We start from the raw sequence: 16,821 nt of genomic DNA on the forward strand, positions 1-16,821 counted from the left end.
TTTTTTAATATCGTTTATGTAAGCAACACATGGTCGGCCTTTGATAAAGGATGGACTGTGTTCATGTAATAATCCTATGCTTTCCAATACCTTTGCTGAAATTTATTTATATCAACTTGTGTATGTTCTGATTCTCTATTAAACCTTTTTTCTCTAGAACAGTCGAGAAAATAAACATGGTCTAAGTAAACTCTCCACTCTTCTCTTTGTAAGAATACCCCTTCAACAACAATTACGCCTTCTGAAGGTAAACGGATCTTTTCGTCTCGGCATTCATCCTTTGCAGAATAGTAGAAAGGCAGGGTAAGAGAAGAAGCTGTAGCAAGTTGACGAAATAGCGCATTCCTTAACCGTTCAACGTCCCACTGGAGATGATAGTACTCCATCCATGGATCATATTCCGTTTGATACCTCTTACGTTTTTCTACAATATGATGATCAAGATGGATAATGGTATAATCAATCTGTTTCTTCTCCAGTTTAGCTTTAACTTTTTCTACAAAGGTCGTTTTTCCGGACCGACTTAGACCATCTATCCCAATGACATACCTTCTGTTTCGATTAAGTGAGGCTTTTAGTTTGTTTTGATCTAACATATTATCTCACCAATACCCTTTCAACCTGAGTCTTATCGTTGAGGTCTTTTTTATCCAAGATAAAGGATGCTAAGTTTACATAATCTTTAAGGGGCATAGGGTGTAAACAAAAATATACCAAATATAACAATAACGCCTGTCAAAATAAGAGTAAGAAACAGACCTATTGCAGCCAAGATATTCTTTTCATCCTTTTTAAATAAGGCAACAGTACAGCAGATTAAACTTATAAGTGTCCCAACAGGCAACCCTATCAGTAGAATTCCTGAAGCTGATGAGGGGATCAGGTACATAAGCATAAAAAGGAAGATTGGAATGCCTAAAGATAAATAGCTAAGCCACGTGTATTGCTTGTATTCTATATCTCGCCCCATATATACAGCTAGTCCTACAAGTAGAATACCAATTATAAAAATAATGGTGAATATTGCAGTCATATGTATCCTCCTTATCAATATTGACTAACCATTATAATCAATGTACTAATTAAGACAACTTGTCTAAATCGCTACTATAGATAGACCCAAATAAAGTAAAGGCGAATCTTAAAAAAAATTCGCCTTTACTTTATTTTCACTCTGTCTCTTCTATAAACTTCTTGATCCGCTTCTGATATTCCTTCTCCGCAACCGTATAACCGTCCGTATGAGTTGCATTAGGAGCAATCCATAGCTCCTTTATACCAGGAGCTGTTTCATAAAGACGCTCTGCCATTTCTGTCGGAACTAGTTCGTCGTCCTCTCCGTGTATAATAAAGATCGGTACTTCGGACTTCTTCACCTGATCAATTGTTGAAGCTTCTTCAAAGGTATATCCTGCCCGCAAATTCGTTACCATACTTGTAACTTGAAGCACAGGGAAAGATGGGAGATTATACAGATGCTTCATTTGGTGCGCTAGCTCTTCATTTACCGATGTATAACCACTATCAGCAATCACCCCTTTAACTTCTTTAGGCATATCTTCACCAGCAGTCATCAAAACTGTCGCAGCCCCCATGGAGAAACCATGCAAGATAATCGATTCTGACCCTTTTTCTTCAACGAGAAAGTCAATCCATTGCAAATAATCAAAACGATCGTGCCAACCGTAACCAATGTAATCCCCCTCACTGTCACCATGGCCCCTGGCATCTGGCTTTAAAATATTATAGCCTTCTTCATAATAAAATTTTGTGATCCCTGGCATTTGTTCTTTACTCCCTTTATAGCCATGAGAGAGAATAACAGTTTTTCCGTTCGGATTATCATTCTCCAAGTATACAGCTTTAAGAGTTAACCCATCATTCGTTTTCAAATCGATATCTTGAAAATCCTGCTCCTCAGTCCATTCCCTAACAATTTCTTCTTTCCGCTGTTCTTCATCTAGTACACTAGCCGCTTTCGCAACGTCTGCTTCGCCCCCATGTAAATCAACTGCTCCACTACTGCTGTTGATCGCTACTCCGTAAAAGTAATTTCCAGCACCGATTAGACCAATAACTAATAACAACAAGACAGTAACGGAAATCCAACCGATTCTCTTTTTCATATTTCGCTCTCCTTTTCAGAGTATCTATATATGTTCAACAATCTCACCTATACAAAAGTAAACCCTATCTGGAAACTCAGTATTCTACCTTAACATAATAAAGAGAACCTTTTTCTTTTTGAAGTTTTTCTATATAATAGATTTGTAAAGCTTATTATGCTAGGAGGACCATTATGTCTGAAAAAACATTTGCAACTGTTATTACATGCATGGACGGACGTGTCCAGCTACCGGTAAACGAGTGGATGCAGAATCAATACAATACACCATATGTTGATACGATCACAGCAGCTGGTCCGGAAAAAGTTATTCTCGCAGGAGCTGCTTCTGAAGTGGATTCCATGAAGGAGAAAGTAAACATTTCTTGCGATGCACATGGATCTGAAATTATGGCGGTAGCAGGTCACCATGACTGTGCAGGGAATCCGGTTGGTCGTGAACAGAAGATTGAAGAAATCAAACAAGCTGTTGAAGCTGTACAATCTTGGGGCTTTCCTGTTCAAGTTATAGGACTATATGTTAATGAAAAATGGGAAGTCGAAACGATATAAGAGAAATGATCAGCTCCTATAGAGCTGATTTTTTCTTATTTCTTTTCTCTCCACTCCCCCTCTAAAATGGCCATTTCATATAAACTCCAATATTCATCCCCGATCTTGCGGTGATCGCGGAGAAGCCCTTCTTTTTTAAACCCTACTCTTTCATAGCACCGAATGGCAGATTCATTGAAACTAAATACACCTAGCGTGACACGATGTAATCCCATATCCTCAAACGCTTGTCTTAACACCTTCTCTATAGCTACGTGAGCGACCTTCTTCCCCCTCATACAGTCATGGACAAACACTTTCCCTATACGAGCAGAACGATTATGATAATCAACTCTTCCCAAGGAGATATGGCCAATCATACTGCCTGTTTCACCAATCAAGATATACCCCCTTCAGAGATTCATCTATATAGTTAAAGACAACTTTCAATAGGAAAAATTACTTCCCACTAGTTTAACATATTATCCCATTAGGGTAGTTATAAATTTCAATCCCTCAATAACTAAGGAATGGTACATATTTTTTAATCATCACATAAAAAAAGACCTAAATCGCAACAACGATTTAGGCCTCTTGAATTTATTTATGAAGTTTTCTTTTCTAATTCTTGTGTTTGCTGTTGTTTCTCCTCAAGTACGATACCTTGATCAACTGCCATCTCTCTGGCAACTTTAGGTGCTAACCATACAGGTGGTAACATGAGAATGGATACCGGTACAGCCGTCACAACAATAAAGTTTTGGAGCGTTTGAATACTACTCTCTCCAATACCAAGTAGCGTTGAAGCAATCGCTCCAAATAATAACGCCCAAAACACGCGCAGTAAACGAGGTGGATGAGCATGCCCTGTTAGCGTTACGGCTACAGAATAAGACATAGAGTCAGCTGTAGTCGCAACGAATACAACTGTTACAACAAGGAATCCACTAGCCATCACAGTACCAAAAGGAACTTGCTCCATAATTGCCATAACAGCAGCTGGCATTCCTGAGTTATTGAGCGCGTCAGAGATAGCTCCCGGATTCTCCATTTCATAGAAAAGTCCAGTTCCCCCAACAGCCGCGAACCAAAAGTTACTCACGATTGGTGCTAAGATTGCAACAGCTAAAATTAATTCTCTAATTGAACGACCTCTTGAAATGCGGCTGATGAACATTGCCATTGCAGGTCCAAATCCGATGAACCATCCCCAGAAGAAGATCGTCCAGTAACCAAGCCAACCGTCATCTCCTCGGTAGAGACTCATGCGAACAAAGTTCTGTATTTGGTAAGCCTCAGCTCCAATAAAGGAATCAATAATAAAGAGTGTTGGTCCTAGAATAAGCATGCCTAACATCAGGATTAAAGCTAATCCTACATTAATTCGACTTAAAAGCTGAATCCCTTTATCGACACCTGTAGCAGCTGAAATAGATGCCACCACTACAAGAAAGATAATTACAATAGATTGAGTGAAAATCGTATCAGGGATATCAAACAAATACTGCAACGCGTACCCGACTTGAAGTCCTAAAAATCCAATCGGTCCAATTGTTCCTGCTGCCACTGCAATAATAGATACAATATCAGCCACTGAGCCCACTATGCTACCTTTACGAAAGATTTTCTCACCAAACATCGGATATAGCATCGTACGTGGCTTAAGGGGATACCCTTTGTGATAATGTGCATACATCAAGACAATAGTCGTGACTGTACCAAGACTCGCCCATGCAGTAAAGCCCCAGTGGAAGAAGCTTTGCGCTAATCCGGGAACTACAGACTCAGCAGGGCTCATTCCTTCCTCTGCAAATAAAGGAGGTGTCGTTAAGTAATGGTACAACGGTTCTCCGGCTGCCCAGAAAACACCTCCTGCTGCTAATAAGGTACACAAAATCATAGACACCCAACGGAAAAGTCCATATTCAGGTGTATCAAGCTTACCTAATTTCACTTTCCCATATTTCGAAAGTGCTAGCGCAACTCCTACAACAAATGTAGCTAGTAATAATAGTTGCCAGAATGCTCCAAAGAATGTAACAGAAAAGTCGAACGCGCTTGTAATCCATTCTCCCATTAGTGTGTCATTAACAAGGGACATTACAAGAAATAGTATGAGGAATCCTCCACTAATGATGAATGTGACCCAATCAAGCCCCGTTCTTCTATTCGTTTCGTCTGTCATTGTTTTCCTCCTGGTTTTTGTTATATCTTTTGCTAGATATAGTCCGTATTTTGTTCTTAGATGCTCTGGAATCTTTCCCTTTTTATTAGAAAGCGTTTCTCCCCTTCATTTCCGACCTTTTTCACATAGTGTTTAATTATATAGATTGTGAATAAAGACGTCAAAAAGAAATTTTAAATGATTTAAGAGGAATACAGAGCATTTAGAACCTAAATAATACGATCCCAGCGAGGCTTTGAATTATGAAGCGATTTGATGGGTTTTGGCTGTTTTTATTAATTGACTTGGATGAGTTTATCCTGCTCATGTCTGTGTTCTTTATAATAGGCGACTTCTTGTTGGAGGTAGTCTGCTAGATTCGGACATTCAATACCAGACCCTTTCAGATGTTCATAAGATTGATTACAATTATATACTGCCTTCAATTGGAAATAGTCTAACGTTTCCCGCTCCACCTGAACCCATCTTCGGAATGAAGGAACGGAAAGCGTCTTATACACGACCGAGGTAGGTAACGTATAGGAAGGTTTCTTTCCAAGAAGGGTCTCACAAATTAATCGATAGGCCTCCCTCGCCGTTAGCGGGTTAGGATCTGTTAAATGATATACCCTTCCTGCCGCACTCTGATTATGGGCTAGAAACACAGTAGCGTTTACTACATAATCGATTGGAACTAGATTAATAAGCGCTGCCCCCCTACCAATATAAGGAATGGGAATTCGAGCAAATTTATCAAGAAATCTCATTACAAAGTACGGCCCATCAAATTTTGCTGTTTCCCCCGTTTGGGAATCTCCCATTACTATACCCGGGCGAATAATTGTGGTAGGAAGCTCTGGCATATACCTTTGTACCCGCACTTCCGCTTCGTATTTTGTAGCTTCATAATGATTCTTGAAGGACTGCCCACACTCTAGTTCTGTCTCAAATATCTCTCCCGACCGATCTCCGGAAACAAAAGCTGTACTAAAATAGACAAACCGCTCTAAAGAAGAGAGCTGTCTCACAAACTGCACCACATGTTCTGTACCTATTACATTTACCTGATAAGCCAGATCTTCAGGAACAGCCAAATCATAAATAGCTGCTAAATGAAAGACGTGGGTCACTTGATTATATAGCCGATTTTTAGTTTCTTGGTCCATCCCTAAATCAGGCAGAGTAATATCGCCTTTAATAAGAGTAAATCTAGAATCCTGAACAAGCTTAGCCATCTCTTTAGCAGCCTTCTTGTATTGATCCTTGTAAACCAACAACTCAAATTGAGCGTTTGGATCCTCTACTAAAAGCTTCTGAATTAATTTTGATGAAATAAATCCTGGAAACCCCGTCACAAAGTAAGTTCGATCCACAACATGCCCTCCTTGTAATCTATAAACGTCTATTTTTATTTTATTCCTTCGTTACAACAAACAGACTAAAAGTGTGGGAGAAAATCTAGTAAATGATGCAAGCGAGTGACGACGCTATTTAGACAGTTAGAAACTAATTCTATTATAGAAGAACATCTTTTAAATTAGATTATTTCATTGTAGTAGGGTATTGATCATTGATGAAATTTATAGATTGTTTTATGAGTGAACGAAGCACCTCCATATCAATATCATCAAGTTTGTTAACATATACACACGCCTTACCTGTTTTATGCTTTCCTAGTTGAGTGAGAAGTGCTTCACGGTTTGGTTCCCCTTGTGCTAAATAGAGGCTATGCTTCGCTTTTCTTGGGGAAAAACCAACAACAGGAGCATCCCCTTCATGACCTGAGTCATATTTATAATGATAAGAACCAAACCCAATAATCGATGCCCCCCACATCTTTGCCTCACATCCTGTAGTTTCGGTAAAAAGGTCAAGCAGTCGATAAGCATCTTCACGCTTTTTTACACTCTCTATTTGTTCAATGAACTCTAGTACGCTTCGATCATTAGGCTGTGTTTTTAATTTATACAAGGATAGATCCTCCTTTTTTAATTTTCTACATTCTTATCATTTGCCATTACGGGTATATATTGCCATACTTATAGATGGGCCAAAAGACTTAATCCTTTTCCCTCAATCTATTAGGAGGTTATTTACATGAGTATTTATAATTATTCGGCTATGGCTATGAATGGACAAGAAAAATCACTAGATCAATATAAAGGTAAAGTACTGTTGATCGTGAATACTGCCGGAAGGTGCGGATTTACATATCAATACGAGGACCTCCAACGTCTTCATGAACGTTATCAGGACAAAGGACTTGTCATTTTAGGCTTTCCATGCAATCAATTCGACAACCAAGAACCTGATGAAAATGAGAAGATACAAACAACATGCCTGTTAAACTATGGAGTTTCGTTCCCCCTCTTCCAAAAAATCGATGTAAGAGGCGAAAACGCTCACCCAGTCTTCGCTCACCTATCAGCAGAGAAAGCGTTCGAAGGATTTGATAAAACACACCCTGTTGCTAAAATACTCATTCCACTTCTAAACGAAAAGCATCCTGAATACCTTACTGATGACTATTCTATTAAATGGAACTTTACGAAATTCCTAATCAATACAGACGGAGAAGTCGTGAATCGTTTCGAGTGTACAACAGACACGATCGATATGGAGCAAGACATTGAAGAGCAGCTTTCAAAGCTGACTGTTTAACAGAACTTCCTCTAAACCGCTCAGGATTACTTCTGAGCGGTTTAGCATTTTCTCTTATACAGGCTTGTCTCACTTCCTTTTGAATAAACTTCCATAACTGCTTAATCTCTTAATAACTATGTCTAGATCTTATGGAGCTTCCTTATTTAATCTTTCTTTAATGGCCTGTATAACAATTTTGTTCGTTTTCACTCTGGCAAAATATTTATCTTCCCCTTCTATCACATGCCACGTGCTTTCAGGAGTTGAAGTATTATGTAGCATGTCCTCTACAGCTTCCTCATACATTTCCCATTTAGCTCGATTTCTCCAATCCTCTTGAGTAATTTTCCATTGTTTTAAGGGATCCGCTTCTCTCTCCTTAAAACGCTTAAGCTGTTCCTCATTTGAAATATGGAACCATAACTTGATAATGATGTATTGATCAAGGACGAGATTACGTTCAAATTGGTTCAATTCCTCATACGCTCTCCCCCATTCTTCCGCACTGGCAAATCCTTCTACTCGCTCGACCAGAACCCTCCCGTACCAGGAACGATCGAATATAGCAATTTTGCCGTATGGTGGCAACTTCGTCCAAAAGCGCTTCAGATAATGATGACTCTTTTCTTTTGATGTAGGTGCCCCTATTGGATGCACTTCAAAGCCACGTGGGTCAAGGCCGCTTGTCAGTCGTTTAATGGCGCCTCCTTTCCCTGCTGCATCCCATCCTTCACAAACAATTAGACACCCTACCTGGTGATCAACTAATAATCGTTGTAGCTGAAGTAACTCCAACTGGGTTTCTTTTAACTCTTTTTTGTATTGCTTTTTGTCATTTATCTTCAAGGAAAGATCTACAGACTCAAGCATATGTCCACCCTCTCTTACTTATTTCAAGTTTGCTAGTTTGAAACTATAATCACTTATCAATCCATGCATAAAATTGGTTCGCTTTTTATTTTATTCCTAACCCTTCTAAATCCCAGGTCAATTTCGTCTTTTCATCACACTGAAAGCCTTCAAGACTATTATGGTTTATCCACTTTTCAAGTGAGGCATGAGTGGAGAACAAGAGACTAAAGGGGCTATCGAAGTGACATGTGAGTCCAAGTGCTCCATTGTCCCCAATAAGGGTGGTAGGCTGTTCACAAAGAGAAACTAATTCCTCATCACAATAATCGTTTAAATCTATTGTTCCTCTTTTTACATTAAGCTGTGAGTAATAAGCTTTTGTGCACCCCACCTCTTTTAACATAGAGAGAAAAGGTGGGAGAAGTAGTATAGGCAAGCTATCTTCATAGGGAAAAATAATATCACTTCCTATTGAATGTTGAACCGTGGCAAATAAATCTTGGCGCTTTGCGGACTGATGTAACCCCCCATAATAAGTACCCATAGCGACGGAAATTTGCTCATCCTTCGTTAACCCTGTTTTTTCCTTTACTTCACTCCACGATACTAATTTCCCGTAATGTAAAATCTCCTTGTTATTTATTAACGGATTTTCACTACATTGCCTTACCCGTTCTTTTTCAACCCATCCTTTAGGCATTTGAACAAAAGGAGAGTAAACTACTGCAACTGAATGATATAGAGTCGGTAACTTTTCACGTATAGTTGAGGTCAATGTTGAAGGTTCAGGATAAAAATAATCTATCCAAACGGTTATGCACCTCCCTTACCATTACATTCTCGATTGAAACAAGATTCCCCTTCAGATAAGCCTCCAATAGGTTTAAATGCTTGTAGCTTCGACCATAATCCTACTATATAAAGAAAGGCAGGAGTTGTTATGAGTTCATTTGTAACCGGCATGCATTGGGCCTATTTTGTCATCATGATGATCGGGGCTATTTATTTTTACTTTTTAAGCCTAAATCCTAAAGGGGTCCCTTCGTATGAGTATGTACTTGCCATTACCATTCCAGCTTGGTCAGGGGTTGCCTATTTATCCATTGCCCTAGGTCAGGGGCTTCTCGAGGAAGCCAATAAGACGATTTATTTTGCTCGTTACCTCGACTGGGTCATCACTACCCCTCTTCTCCTACTTGCACTGGGGTTAACAGCAATGATTGAACATAAGAAGAAAAATATTGCCCTATTGTTCTCGCTTGTGATTGCTGACGTATTCATGATTTTGACTGGTTTAATAGCAGATTTCTCTGATGGTACTGTAAAATATATATGGTATGTTCTAGGTGTACTAGCGCTTTGTCTCATTTTGTATATCATATGGTATCCATTAAAACGAATGGCTGATCATACAGGGAAAGGATTATCAAGACATTACAAACGAATTGCCCTATACCTGACTGTCTTTTGGGTACTCTATCCAACCGCTTGGATACTCGGTTCATCCGGTTTAGATGTAACTCGAGAAACAATGGAGATTCTTGCTTTCATTATCCTCCCTATATTTTCAAAAATCGGTTTTAGTGTTCTGGATTTATATGGGTTGCGACGTCTCGATTTAAAACAACCTTAAAATGGCACGCACCTTTCTAAGAAATTTTGCCCGCTCCTACTATCGCAAATAGGAAATGACCTTTATAATAGACAAGCATGAACTTATCGAAGGAAAAGGTGTGTAAAACATGAGCTTACTCACAGTAAAAAACTTAAGTCACGGCTTCGGGGATCGTGCGATCTTTGAAGACGTTTCTTTTCGTTTGTTAAAAGGAGAACACATTGGACTTATCGGAGCCAACGGTGAAGGTAAGTCTACTTTTATGAATATTATTACAGGCAAACTAGAGCCTGATGCTGGAAAAGTCAACTGGTCAAAACGTGTGCGAGTTGGATATTTAGATCAACACGCAGACTTAGCACAGGGGATGTCGATCCGTGATGTTTTACGAACAGCGTTCCAATATTTATTTGATATTGAAACAGAAATGAATGGTTTATTTGCCAAAATGGGCGAGGTAGAGCCAGAAGAACTTGAGCAGCTCCTTGAAGAGACGGGGCGTATGCAAGACGAGTTAACAAACAATGATTTCTACACCATTGATGCCAAAGTAGAAGAAGTCGCAAACGGACTCGGCCTGGATGATATTGGGTTAGAACGAGATGTGAACGATTTAAGTGGTGGACAGCGTACAAAGGTACTACTCGCTAAGCTACTTCTTGAGAAACCAGATATCCTGCTACTTGACGAGCCTACAAACTACTTGGACGTAGAACACATTGACTGGTTGCGGACGTTCCTTCAGAATTATGAGAATGCCTTTATCTTAATTTCTCACGATATCCCATTCTTAAATAGCGTTGTAAACTTGATTTATCATATGGAGAATCAAGAGCTTACCCGGTACCCTGGTGACTATGATGAATTCTTACGTGTATACGAAATGAAGAAGCAACAAGTTGAGGCTGCCTATAAGAAGCAGCAAAAAGAAATTGCCAACTTAAAAGATTTCGTAGCCCGCAATAAGGCAAATGCTGCTACAAGTAAAATGGCGATGTCTCGTCAGAAGAAGCTTGATAAAATGGACGTTATTGAACTTGATTCTGAAAAGCCAAAACCACAATTCAATTTTAAACAAGCCCGTACACCAGGCAAATATTTATTTGAAACGAAGGATCTTGTAATTGGGTACGATGAACCTCTTTCAAGACCATTGAACTTAGAGATGGAACGTAATCAGAAGATTGCCCTTTCAGGTGCGAACGGAATTGGTAAAACAACCTTGCTTAAAAGTATCTTAGGAGAAATTCAGCCTGTCTCAGGTTCTGTTGAGCTTGGCGATCACCTCCATATCGGGTACTTTGAACAAGAGTTGAAAGAAGAAAGTAACAACACTTGTATAGAAGAAATCTGGGAAGAATTTCGTCACCTTACACAATATGAAGTTCGTTCCTCCCTTGCTAAGTGTGGCTTAACGCAGAAGCACATCGAAAGTAAAGTGAAAGTGTTAAGTGGTGGCGAGAAAGCCAAAGTTCGTTTATGTAAGCTAATTAATAAAGAAACCAATCTGCTTGTTCTCGACGAACCGACCAACCACCTCGATGTCGAGGCGAAAGCAGAGCTAAAACGCGCGTTAAAAGATTATAAAGGAAGCGTCCTGATTATCTCTCACGAACCAGACTTCTACCAGGATATCGTAACTGACGTATGGAACTGCGAAGACTGGACAACAAAAGTATTTTAAACAAAAACAGGCCCGCACTCCGGGCCTGTTTTCTTATTACGATTACACTTCACTACTTCACATCACTAACGCGTGTCTGGCACCCTTCACTACTGTACAGCAAGAACGCGTGCCAGACACCCTTTACCTCTTTATTGTGGTAAAGATATTATAAGAATAGTAGTCCTAGTGAGATGAAGATGCCGCTTACGATAAGCACGATCAAGCAAAAGCCCATAATGTCTTTAGCTTTAAGACCTGCGATTGCTAAGGCTGGCAATGCCCAAAATGGTTGAATCATATTTGTCCATGCATCTCCCCAAGCAACTGCCATAGCTGTCTTCGGAATCGAGACCCCTAACTCTTTTGCAGCTTCAAGCATAATCGGTGCTTGCACTGCCCACTGTCCTCCGCCTGAAGGGACGAAGAAGTTTACAATCCCCGCACTGATGAATGCGAAGAACGGGAACGTAAACTCAGTTGAAATGTTTACAAACCACGAAGACATCTCTTGTGCAAAACCTGATGCAACCATCATCCCCATAATTCCAGCGTAAAACGGGAACTGAATGATAATCCCGCTTGCCCCGCTTACTGCTTCTTTGACAGATTCAATAAATGCTTTCGGCGTTCCATGAAACAGAATCCCAAGGAATAAGAAACCAAAGTTGACGATATTTAAATTGAGTTGAAAACCATTACTTACAAAATAATAGACTAAAAACGCAAGACCAAGCACGCCTGTAATCATGGCTAGAATCTTACTGTTCTCTAAACGATCAGCTGGTGTAAGCTCACTCTTTTCCACAGAAGCAGCTTGATAATCACGTCCTTCCTCTAAAATGGATCGATCAATCAAGACCCTTTCATCTTTAGATGGCATCATTCTGTGGTTCAGAATAGGTAATACAATAAATAATGATGCGACAATCGCTAAGTTAAATACAGAAAAAATAGTTTCATTAGTCGAAATAATACCTATGATATCTTGCGAGAAATGGTCCGGTGTCGCAATTGTTAACGGAATAGAACCCGCTAATCCACCGTGCCATACGATAAAACCTGAATAAGCACTAGCTATTAGTAAACGATAATCAACATTCCCCACTTGTTTAGCTAGCTCTTTCGCAAATAACGCGCCAATAACAAGACCAAACCCCCAGTTCACCCAGCTTGCGAGTAATGATACCAATGTGACAAACACGATCGCTTGCCCTGGTGACTTCGGTTTAGAAGCTAATGCACTAAGCATCTTTTTAAAAAATGGACTACTCGCTAACACAAATCCTGTTACCAGAACTAATACCATTTGCATAGAAAAGGATAATAAGTTCCAGAACCCTTCCCCCCAATATTGAACCATGGCAACAGGCGTACTTCCCGTGACTCCCATACCGAGTAAGAAAACAACGAGTGTAAGTATGATGACAAACACAAATGGATCCGGTAAGTATCGTTGCATTAGCCGATTCGATAAATGGATTGCTCGTTTCATATGTATTCCTCCCTTTTTATAAAAGCGCTTTCAAAATACCCTACATACTAAATTATCAAAACAATCAATATAATTCAAAGAATTTTTTGATTATTACAAAATATATAAAAGAATAGGACAAAATATACATAAGAAAAGAGCGAACCTCTAACTATGAGGATTCGCTCTCTGAAGTAGCTTTGTTATTATCTTTTTCTATCTTTGGTCTCTTTCCATATTGCAACTCGCGAATAGAAAGTCCGAAGTCCATTTGGAGGTGAGGATAATCTTTAAAAGAACTCCAATCTCCCCCCCATTCAAAACCTAAATCTTTTGCAATGGATACGACTTCCATCCAGTCCGACTTTCCATTTCCATTCCCATCACGAGTTGTATCCCATACCACGTCTCCACTGTTGGTTTTTAATGCAAAATCAATGGCAAGTCCATAATTATGATACGATTCTCCACCATCTGCATGAGTAACAACAGAACCTTCATCCGATCGTCCTTGTGCATAAAGTTCATTTTGCCTCTCGATTGAGCGGTGACCATCTGTAATAACTACAGAAATCCCACTCTCCTTAGCTCTATTAAGTAATTCATTCTTAGCTTCTTCAACTTCCGGGTGCAGTTCAGTAGGCATAGGGGCGTCTTTCTTTTCTAACGGCTGAAATACTCCCATTGAGTTCCCTGAAGAGTCTGTGTTGGCAATAAACCACAAAAGTAAAGCGCCTGTCCCTAAAAGCAGTATTAAAAAAGCTACAATATTCGCTAGTATTCTCAAGTGCTTCTGCATTCCTCTCCGCGTAACTTTCTTTCTATCCTAACAATATCACACAGAAGATCTACGAAACACAAGATTACTTCTATCGATGTGCTCTTTCGGTTTAACTCAGTTACATAAGAGGAAATATATCCCTAAAGTATTAAAGCGGAGGGTTGAACATGGCTAATAAAAATAAGCAACAGAACCGAAAGCTAACAGAAGATGATCAAAGCTTTAAAGAGAAAAAAGAAAAAGAAGGATTGATTGATGGTGTGCCAACAGAAGATCAGCGTCAAGAACAAGTAGAAGAACAAAAGAAAACCAAGTCGAAAAATGACTCATCTACAGAAGAGCTCTACAGTGAAGATTTTCAAGAATAATATTTGCAGGTTTATAACTCGTAAAGTCAGGGTATCCTAATAATTAGTTCCCTTTCTAAAGGTAGTTGTTGTAGCAGTTAAGAAACATATTGACTTTTCACAAGTAAGATACTATAATTGGTTATTGTGCCTTCGCTAAAAGGTAACTATATCGGAAATTGAAAGAGTGATGTGTATGAGACTGGCATTCTGCTATGTTTTAATACAACTTAATCACACTGGATCAGCTTCGGAGCTGTGAGGATGCAATAGAGGTAGGGATTGCGTCGTTTAAGTTGAAAAACTACCTTGTAGAATTTATAAACCGCGGCAGTGTTTGAATATCTAATCAAACACGTACCTTGCAAATAAGCAAGCAAGATAAATGAGTAAATCATTTTTTCCTAAGTACGATAACAAAGCGAGTCAGGTGACGACCTGGCTCGCTTTTCCAATTTATACCCCCCTGTTAGATACATTGCCTCAAGAACAACATGCAACCACTTTATCCATATCCCCTTCACTTACCCAAATCTCACCATTTCTTATTTCATACCTAATATTCGCCTCATTTAATCGCTGAATTTGTTGAAAGTTTTCTTCTGTCCAGAATGTATAAGTCTCTGCTGAACTACAAGCTGATAATGTAATAAGTATAAATACTATGAACAACATATTACTTTTCATTTAGCTTTCTTCCTCTCACAGGAGTACACTACTAGACGCTACTCATTTTTAATAATTCTAGCTGCTACCTCCTGGTCTTCTATAGCCTCAATCCAAACATCTATTGTATCTCCTATCTTGAGCCCTTTTATATCTTCTGAACCTATAATGACGGTACTGCTCTTAATCATTATTTTATATACGGGATATTCAGCTTCAGGATCTCTTGCAGGTGGAGTTATGACAATATGATTCTCTCTTATTTTAATAATGTCCATATTTCTATAATCTGGCCTTTGGAGAAAAAAAGTAACACCTATACTACCTAGCATTATTACCACAGCAATCGAACCGATCCACTTCTTCATAATGCTATCCCCCCCTTAATAGGTAAACACGATACCTTCCACATAGTATCACACCACACTTCACAAAAGTTTCCATTCAGAACCCACAAGTATATGAAATTTTGATAGGATACAAATACCACATAAATTAAGGAGCAAACTAAATGAGGAATAAATTAATGGTGGGAATCACTTTGGTTCTCATAATTGGCATTGGACTATATTCTGTATTTGACTCTCCCGAAGAAGTAGAAAAGATTGATTTGCCACAAGTTAAAATGGCAACGTCAATGGATGAGGTAAAACAATACTTTTACCAACAAGTCCCTGCATTAAAGCGAGCAGAAGAATCCTCACTTGTAGAGGAAATCAATAAAACGTATGAATTACCTGGTGTTCAAGCGGAGGTCACGATAGACCAAGCTTGGTACAATGGGCAAACGATATTCTTGTTCTATCACCGGGATGTCGCTTCAATCGGAAAGGCTTCTACAAATAATAATGAGGAGAAACCAGTACCACAACTGTATACACAAACTGCGAACGATCAATCTTTTACAATAAGGCACAATAACCAATCAATACCTCCTCTTCTAACGGATTCAGACATAGAGAGTAAATTTGGCATTCAATTTGGTGATCAGTTTTACTCCATCATGCCATTAAAGATTGGTTCTAATCCTCCTATTGAGGGGAAAAAATTGAACGTCAAAGGCTCGCCCAGGATTAACGTAAATGGAAAAGAGGAAAAGGTAGACATATCGGTCTCTTTCAAGGCACAACCAGATATAATCGAAAGCATGAAGATAGACCAAACGTTTACATACAATGATTTTAAAATCGTACTTGATTCTTTTGATTTTGGTACTTATGGCACAAAGCTCTTTGTAACCATTACTCATCCCAGTGGTCATCCCCCAAAAAACATTCACGTTTCTGCAATAACAAAGCAAGGAGAGAGTATTAAATTTTCCGACTGGCTCATTGAAAACACAGAAACACAAGAACTAAGAAATGATTATATTATTACAGGGTTTCAAGCAGTCCAGTCATTGCCGAAAGAGGTGGAATTCACATTAGAAACAGTGAGTTTTAAAGGGGAGAAATCATTAACTTTTAAAATGGACACTACAAGACTTCCAGATCATTTAGCAGAAAAAGACACATATGAAGAACAGCCTGAAGAATTCATTAAAGTCATCGATCAAGCTGAGGTAAGCCTTGCATCACTACGTTTTGATTCTGAATTTTTAAATATCAATCTTATGAATCAACCAGTAAGTGACATTGAAACACCTTACCGGACCCTTAGTTTCAGGATGGACCCTGACGTTATCCATCAAGATGATGTAGAGAGCAGGGCTCACATTACCGCATCGACAGCATCGGACCCTGATACGACTATTATCTACAATGGTACAGAAATACATTTTGAAGATGGAAAAGAAAAGTTACACCTAGGTATTCCATCTCACCTTATTGAAAAAGAAGATTACGTTCAGATCTCCTTGAACAACCTTCCTTTTACAATTGTGTTTAATGAAACAAGGAACGTGAAGTTTCACCCATAATAGGACACTGCTCCCCACCTTTTCTCAGAATCTACAAGAATA

The 16,821-nt window shown here is 39.1% G+C and carries 19 protein-coding genes; 6 read left to right on the plus strand and 13 right to left on the minus strand.

The features are described from left to right. Positions 1-74 precede the first annotated feature (74 nt). From IMZ31_RS11090 to IMZ31_RS11100, 3 genes are all read right to left on the minus strand, one after another. On the minus strand, positions 75-596 hold the full coding sequence (locus tag IMZ31_RS11090; RefSeq protein WP_207527441.1) for a kinase: 522 nt from the start codon (positions 594-596) through the stop codon (positions 75-77). A gap of 86 nt (positions 597-682) precedes the next feature. After that, positions 683-1,033, minus strand: coding sequence for a hypothetical protein (locus IMZ31_RS11095; protein WP_207527442.1), 351 nt, complete (start codon positions 1,031-1,033; stop codon positions 683-685). A 136-nt stretch (positions 1,034-1,169) separates the two neighbouring features. Continuing rightward, entirely contained in the window at positions 1,170-2,126 is a 957-nt protein-coding gene (locus tag IMZ31_RS11100; protein ID WP_207527443.1) for an alpha/beta hydrolase, read from the minus strand. Between the two features lie 173 nt (positions 2,127-2,299). Between IMZ31_RS11100 and IMZ31_RS11105 the strand changes: the two genes are divergently transcribed. Then, the gene (locus IMZ31_RS11105; protein WP_207527444.1) at positions 2,300-2,677 is read left to right on the plus strand and encodes a carbonic anhydrase; all 378 of its coding nucleotides are present in this window, start codon (positions 2,300-2,302) and stop codon (positions 2,675-2,677) included. A gap of 35 nt (positions 2,678-2,712) precedes the next feature. Here IMZ31_RS11105 and IMZ31_RS11110 read toward each other — a convergent pair whose 3' ends face one another. From IMZ31_RS11110 to IMZ31_RS11125, 4 genes are all read right to left on the minus strand, one after another. Next, entirely contained in the window at positions 2,713-3,057 is a 345-nt protein-coding gene (locus tag IMZ31_RS11110; RefSeq protein ID WP_242705542.1) for a GNAT family N-acetyltransferase, read from the minus strand. A gap of 203 nt (positions 3,058-3,260) precedes the next feature. Then, positions 3,261-4,841: a BCCT family transporter gene (locus tag IMZ31_RS11115; RefSeq protein ID WP_207527445.1), complete on the minus strand. Its 1,581-nt coding sequence runs from the start codon at positions 4,839-4,841 to the stop codon at positions 3,261-3,263. Positions 4,842-5,116: 275 nt separating this feature from the next. Continuing rightward, positions 5,117-6,193 carry an SDR family oxidoreductase gene (locus IMZ31_RS11120; protein WP_207527446.1) on the minus strand — a complete coding sequence of 359 codons (1,077 nt, stop codon included), beginning with the start codon at positions 6,191-6,193 and terminating at the stop codon, positions 5,117-5,119. Between the two features lie 169 nt (positions 6,194-6,362). Beyond that, complete coding sequence (locus tag IMZ31_RS11125; RefSeq protein WP_207527447.1) at positions 6,363-6,791, minus strand: DUF1801 domain-containing protein; 429 nt, start codon at positions 6,789-6,791, stop codon at positions 6,363-6,365. 126 nt (positions 6,792-6,917) lie between these two features. On the opposite strand from IMZ31_RS11125, the gene IMZ31_RS11130 reads away from it, so the two are divergent. After that, positions 6,918-7,481 carry a glutathione peroxidase gene (locus IMZ31_RS11130; protein WP_207527448.1) on the plus strand — a complete coding sequence of 188 codons (564 nt, stop codon included), beginning with the start codon at positions 6,918-6,920 and terminating at the stop codon, positions 7,479-7,481. A gap of 129 nt (positions 7,482-7,610) precedes the next feature. On the opposite strand, the gene IMZ31_RS11135 is transcribed toward IMZ31_RS11130, so the two are convergent. Further along, positions 7,611-8,333 (minus strand): polyphosphate kinase 2 family protein, encoded by a 723-nt coding sequence (locus IMZ31_RS11135; protein WP_207527449.1) that lies wholly within the window; start codon positions 8,331-8,333, stop codon positions 7,611-7,613. A gap of 85 nt (positions 8,334-8,418) precedes the next feature. Next, a complete protein-coding gene (locus tag IMZ31_RS24750; protein ID WP_207527450.1) occupies positions 8,419-9,090 on the minus strand; it encodes a DUF2711 family protein in 672 nt (223 codons plus the stop codon). A 165-nt stretch (positions 9,091-9,255) separates the two neighbouring features. Here IMZ31_RS24750 and IMZ31_RS11145 point away from each other — a divergent pair, with 165 nt between their 5' ends. After that, complete coding sequence (locus tag IMZ31_RS11145; RefSeq protein ID WP_207527451.1) at positions 9,256-9,948, plus strand: bacteriorhodopsin; 693 nt, start codon at positions 9,256-9,258, stop codon at positions 9,946-9,948. A 109-nt stretch (positions 9,949-10,057) separates the two neighbouring features. Beyond that, on the plus strand, positions 10,058-11,614 hold the full coding sequence (locus tag IMZ31_RS11150) for an ABC-F family ATP-binding cassette domain-containing protein (protein WP_207527452.1): 1,557 nt from the start codon (positions 10,058-10,060) through the stop codon (positions 11,612-11,614). A gap of 148 nt (positions 11,615-11,762) precedes the next feature. Here the strand turns inward: IMZ31_RS11150 and IMZ31_RS11155 are convergent, their stop codons facing one another. Further along, a complete protein-coding gene (locus tag IMZ31_RS11155; RefSeq protein WP_207527453.1) occupies positions 11,763-13,088 on the minus strand; it encodes a short-chain fatty acid transporter in 1,326 nt (441 codons plus the stop codon). A 151-nt stretch (positions 13,089-13,239) separates the two neighbouring features. Continuing rightward, positions 13,240-13,752, minus strand: coding sequence for a M15 family metallopeptidase (locus IMZ31_RS11160; RefSeq protein WP_242705715.1), 513 nt, complete (start codon positions 13,750-13,752; stop codon positions 13,240-13,242). 263 nt (positions 13,753-14,015) lie between these two features. Here IMZ31_RS11160 and IMZ31_RS11165 point away from each other — a divergent pair, with 263 nt between their 5' ends. After that, positions 14,016-14,216 (plus strand): hypothetical protein, encoded by a 201-nt coding sequence (locus IMZ31_RS11165; protein WP_207527455.1) that lies wholly within the window; start codon positions 14,016-14,018, stop codon positions 14,214-14,216. 462 nt (positions 14,217-14,678) lie between these two features. Here IMZ31_RS11165 and IMZ31_RS11170 read toward each other — a convergent pair whose 3' ends face one another. Both IMZ31_RS11170 and IMZ31_RS11175 read right to left on the minus strand, forming a co-directional pair. Beyond that, a complete protein-coding gene (locus IMZ31_RS11170) occupies positions 14,679-14,882 on the minus strand; it encodes a hypothetical protein (RefSeq protein ID WP_207527456.1) in 204 nt (67 codons plus the stop codon). A gap of 38 nt (positions 14,883-14,920) precedes the next feature. After that, complete coding sequence (locus IMZ31_RS11175) at positions 14,921-15,229, minus strand: hypothetical protein (RefSeq protein WP_207527457.1); 309 nt, start codon at positions 15,227-15,229, stop codon at positions 14,921-14,923. Between the two features lie 143 nt (positions 15,230-15,372). Here IMZ31_RS11175 and IMZ31_RS11180 point away from each other — a divergent pair, with 143 nt between their 5' ends. Further along, entirely contained in the window at positions 15,373-16,779 is a 1,407-nt protein-coding gene (locus IMZ31_RS11180) for a DUF4179 domain-containing protein (protein WP_207527458.1), read from the plus strand. Positions 16,780-16,821: the final 42 nt, after the last annotated feature.

This window comes from Pontibacillus sp. ALD_SL1, from assembly GCF_017355605.1.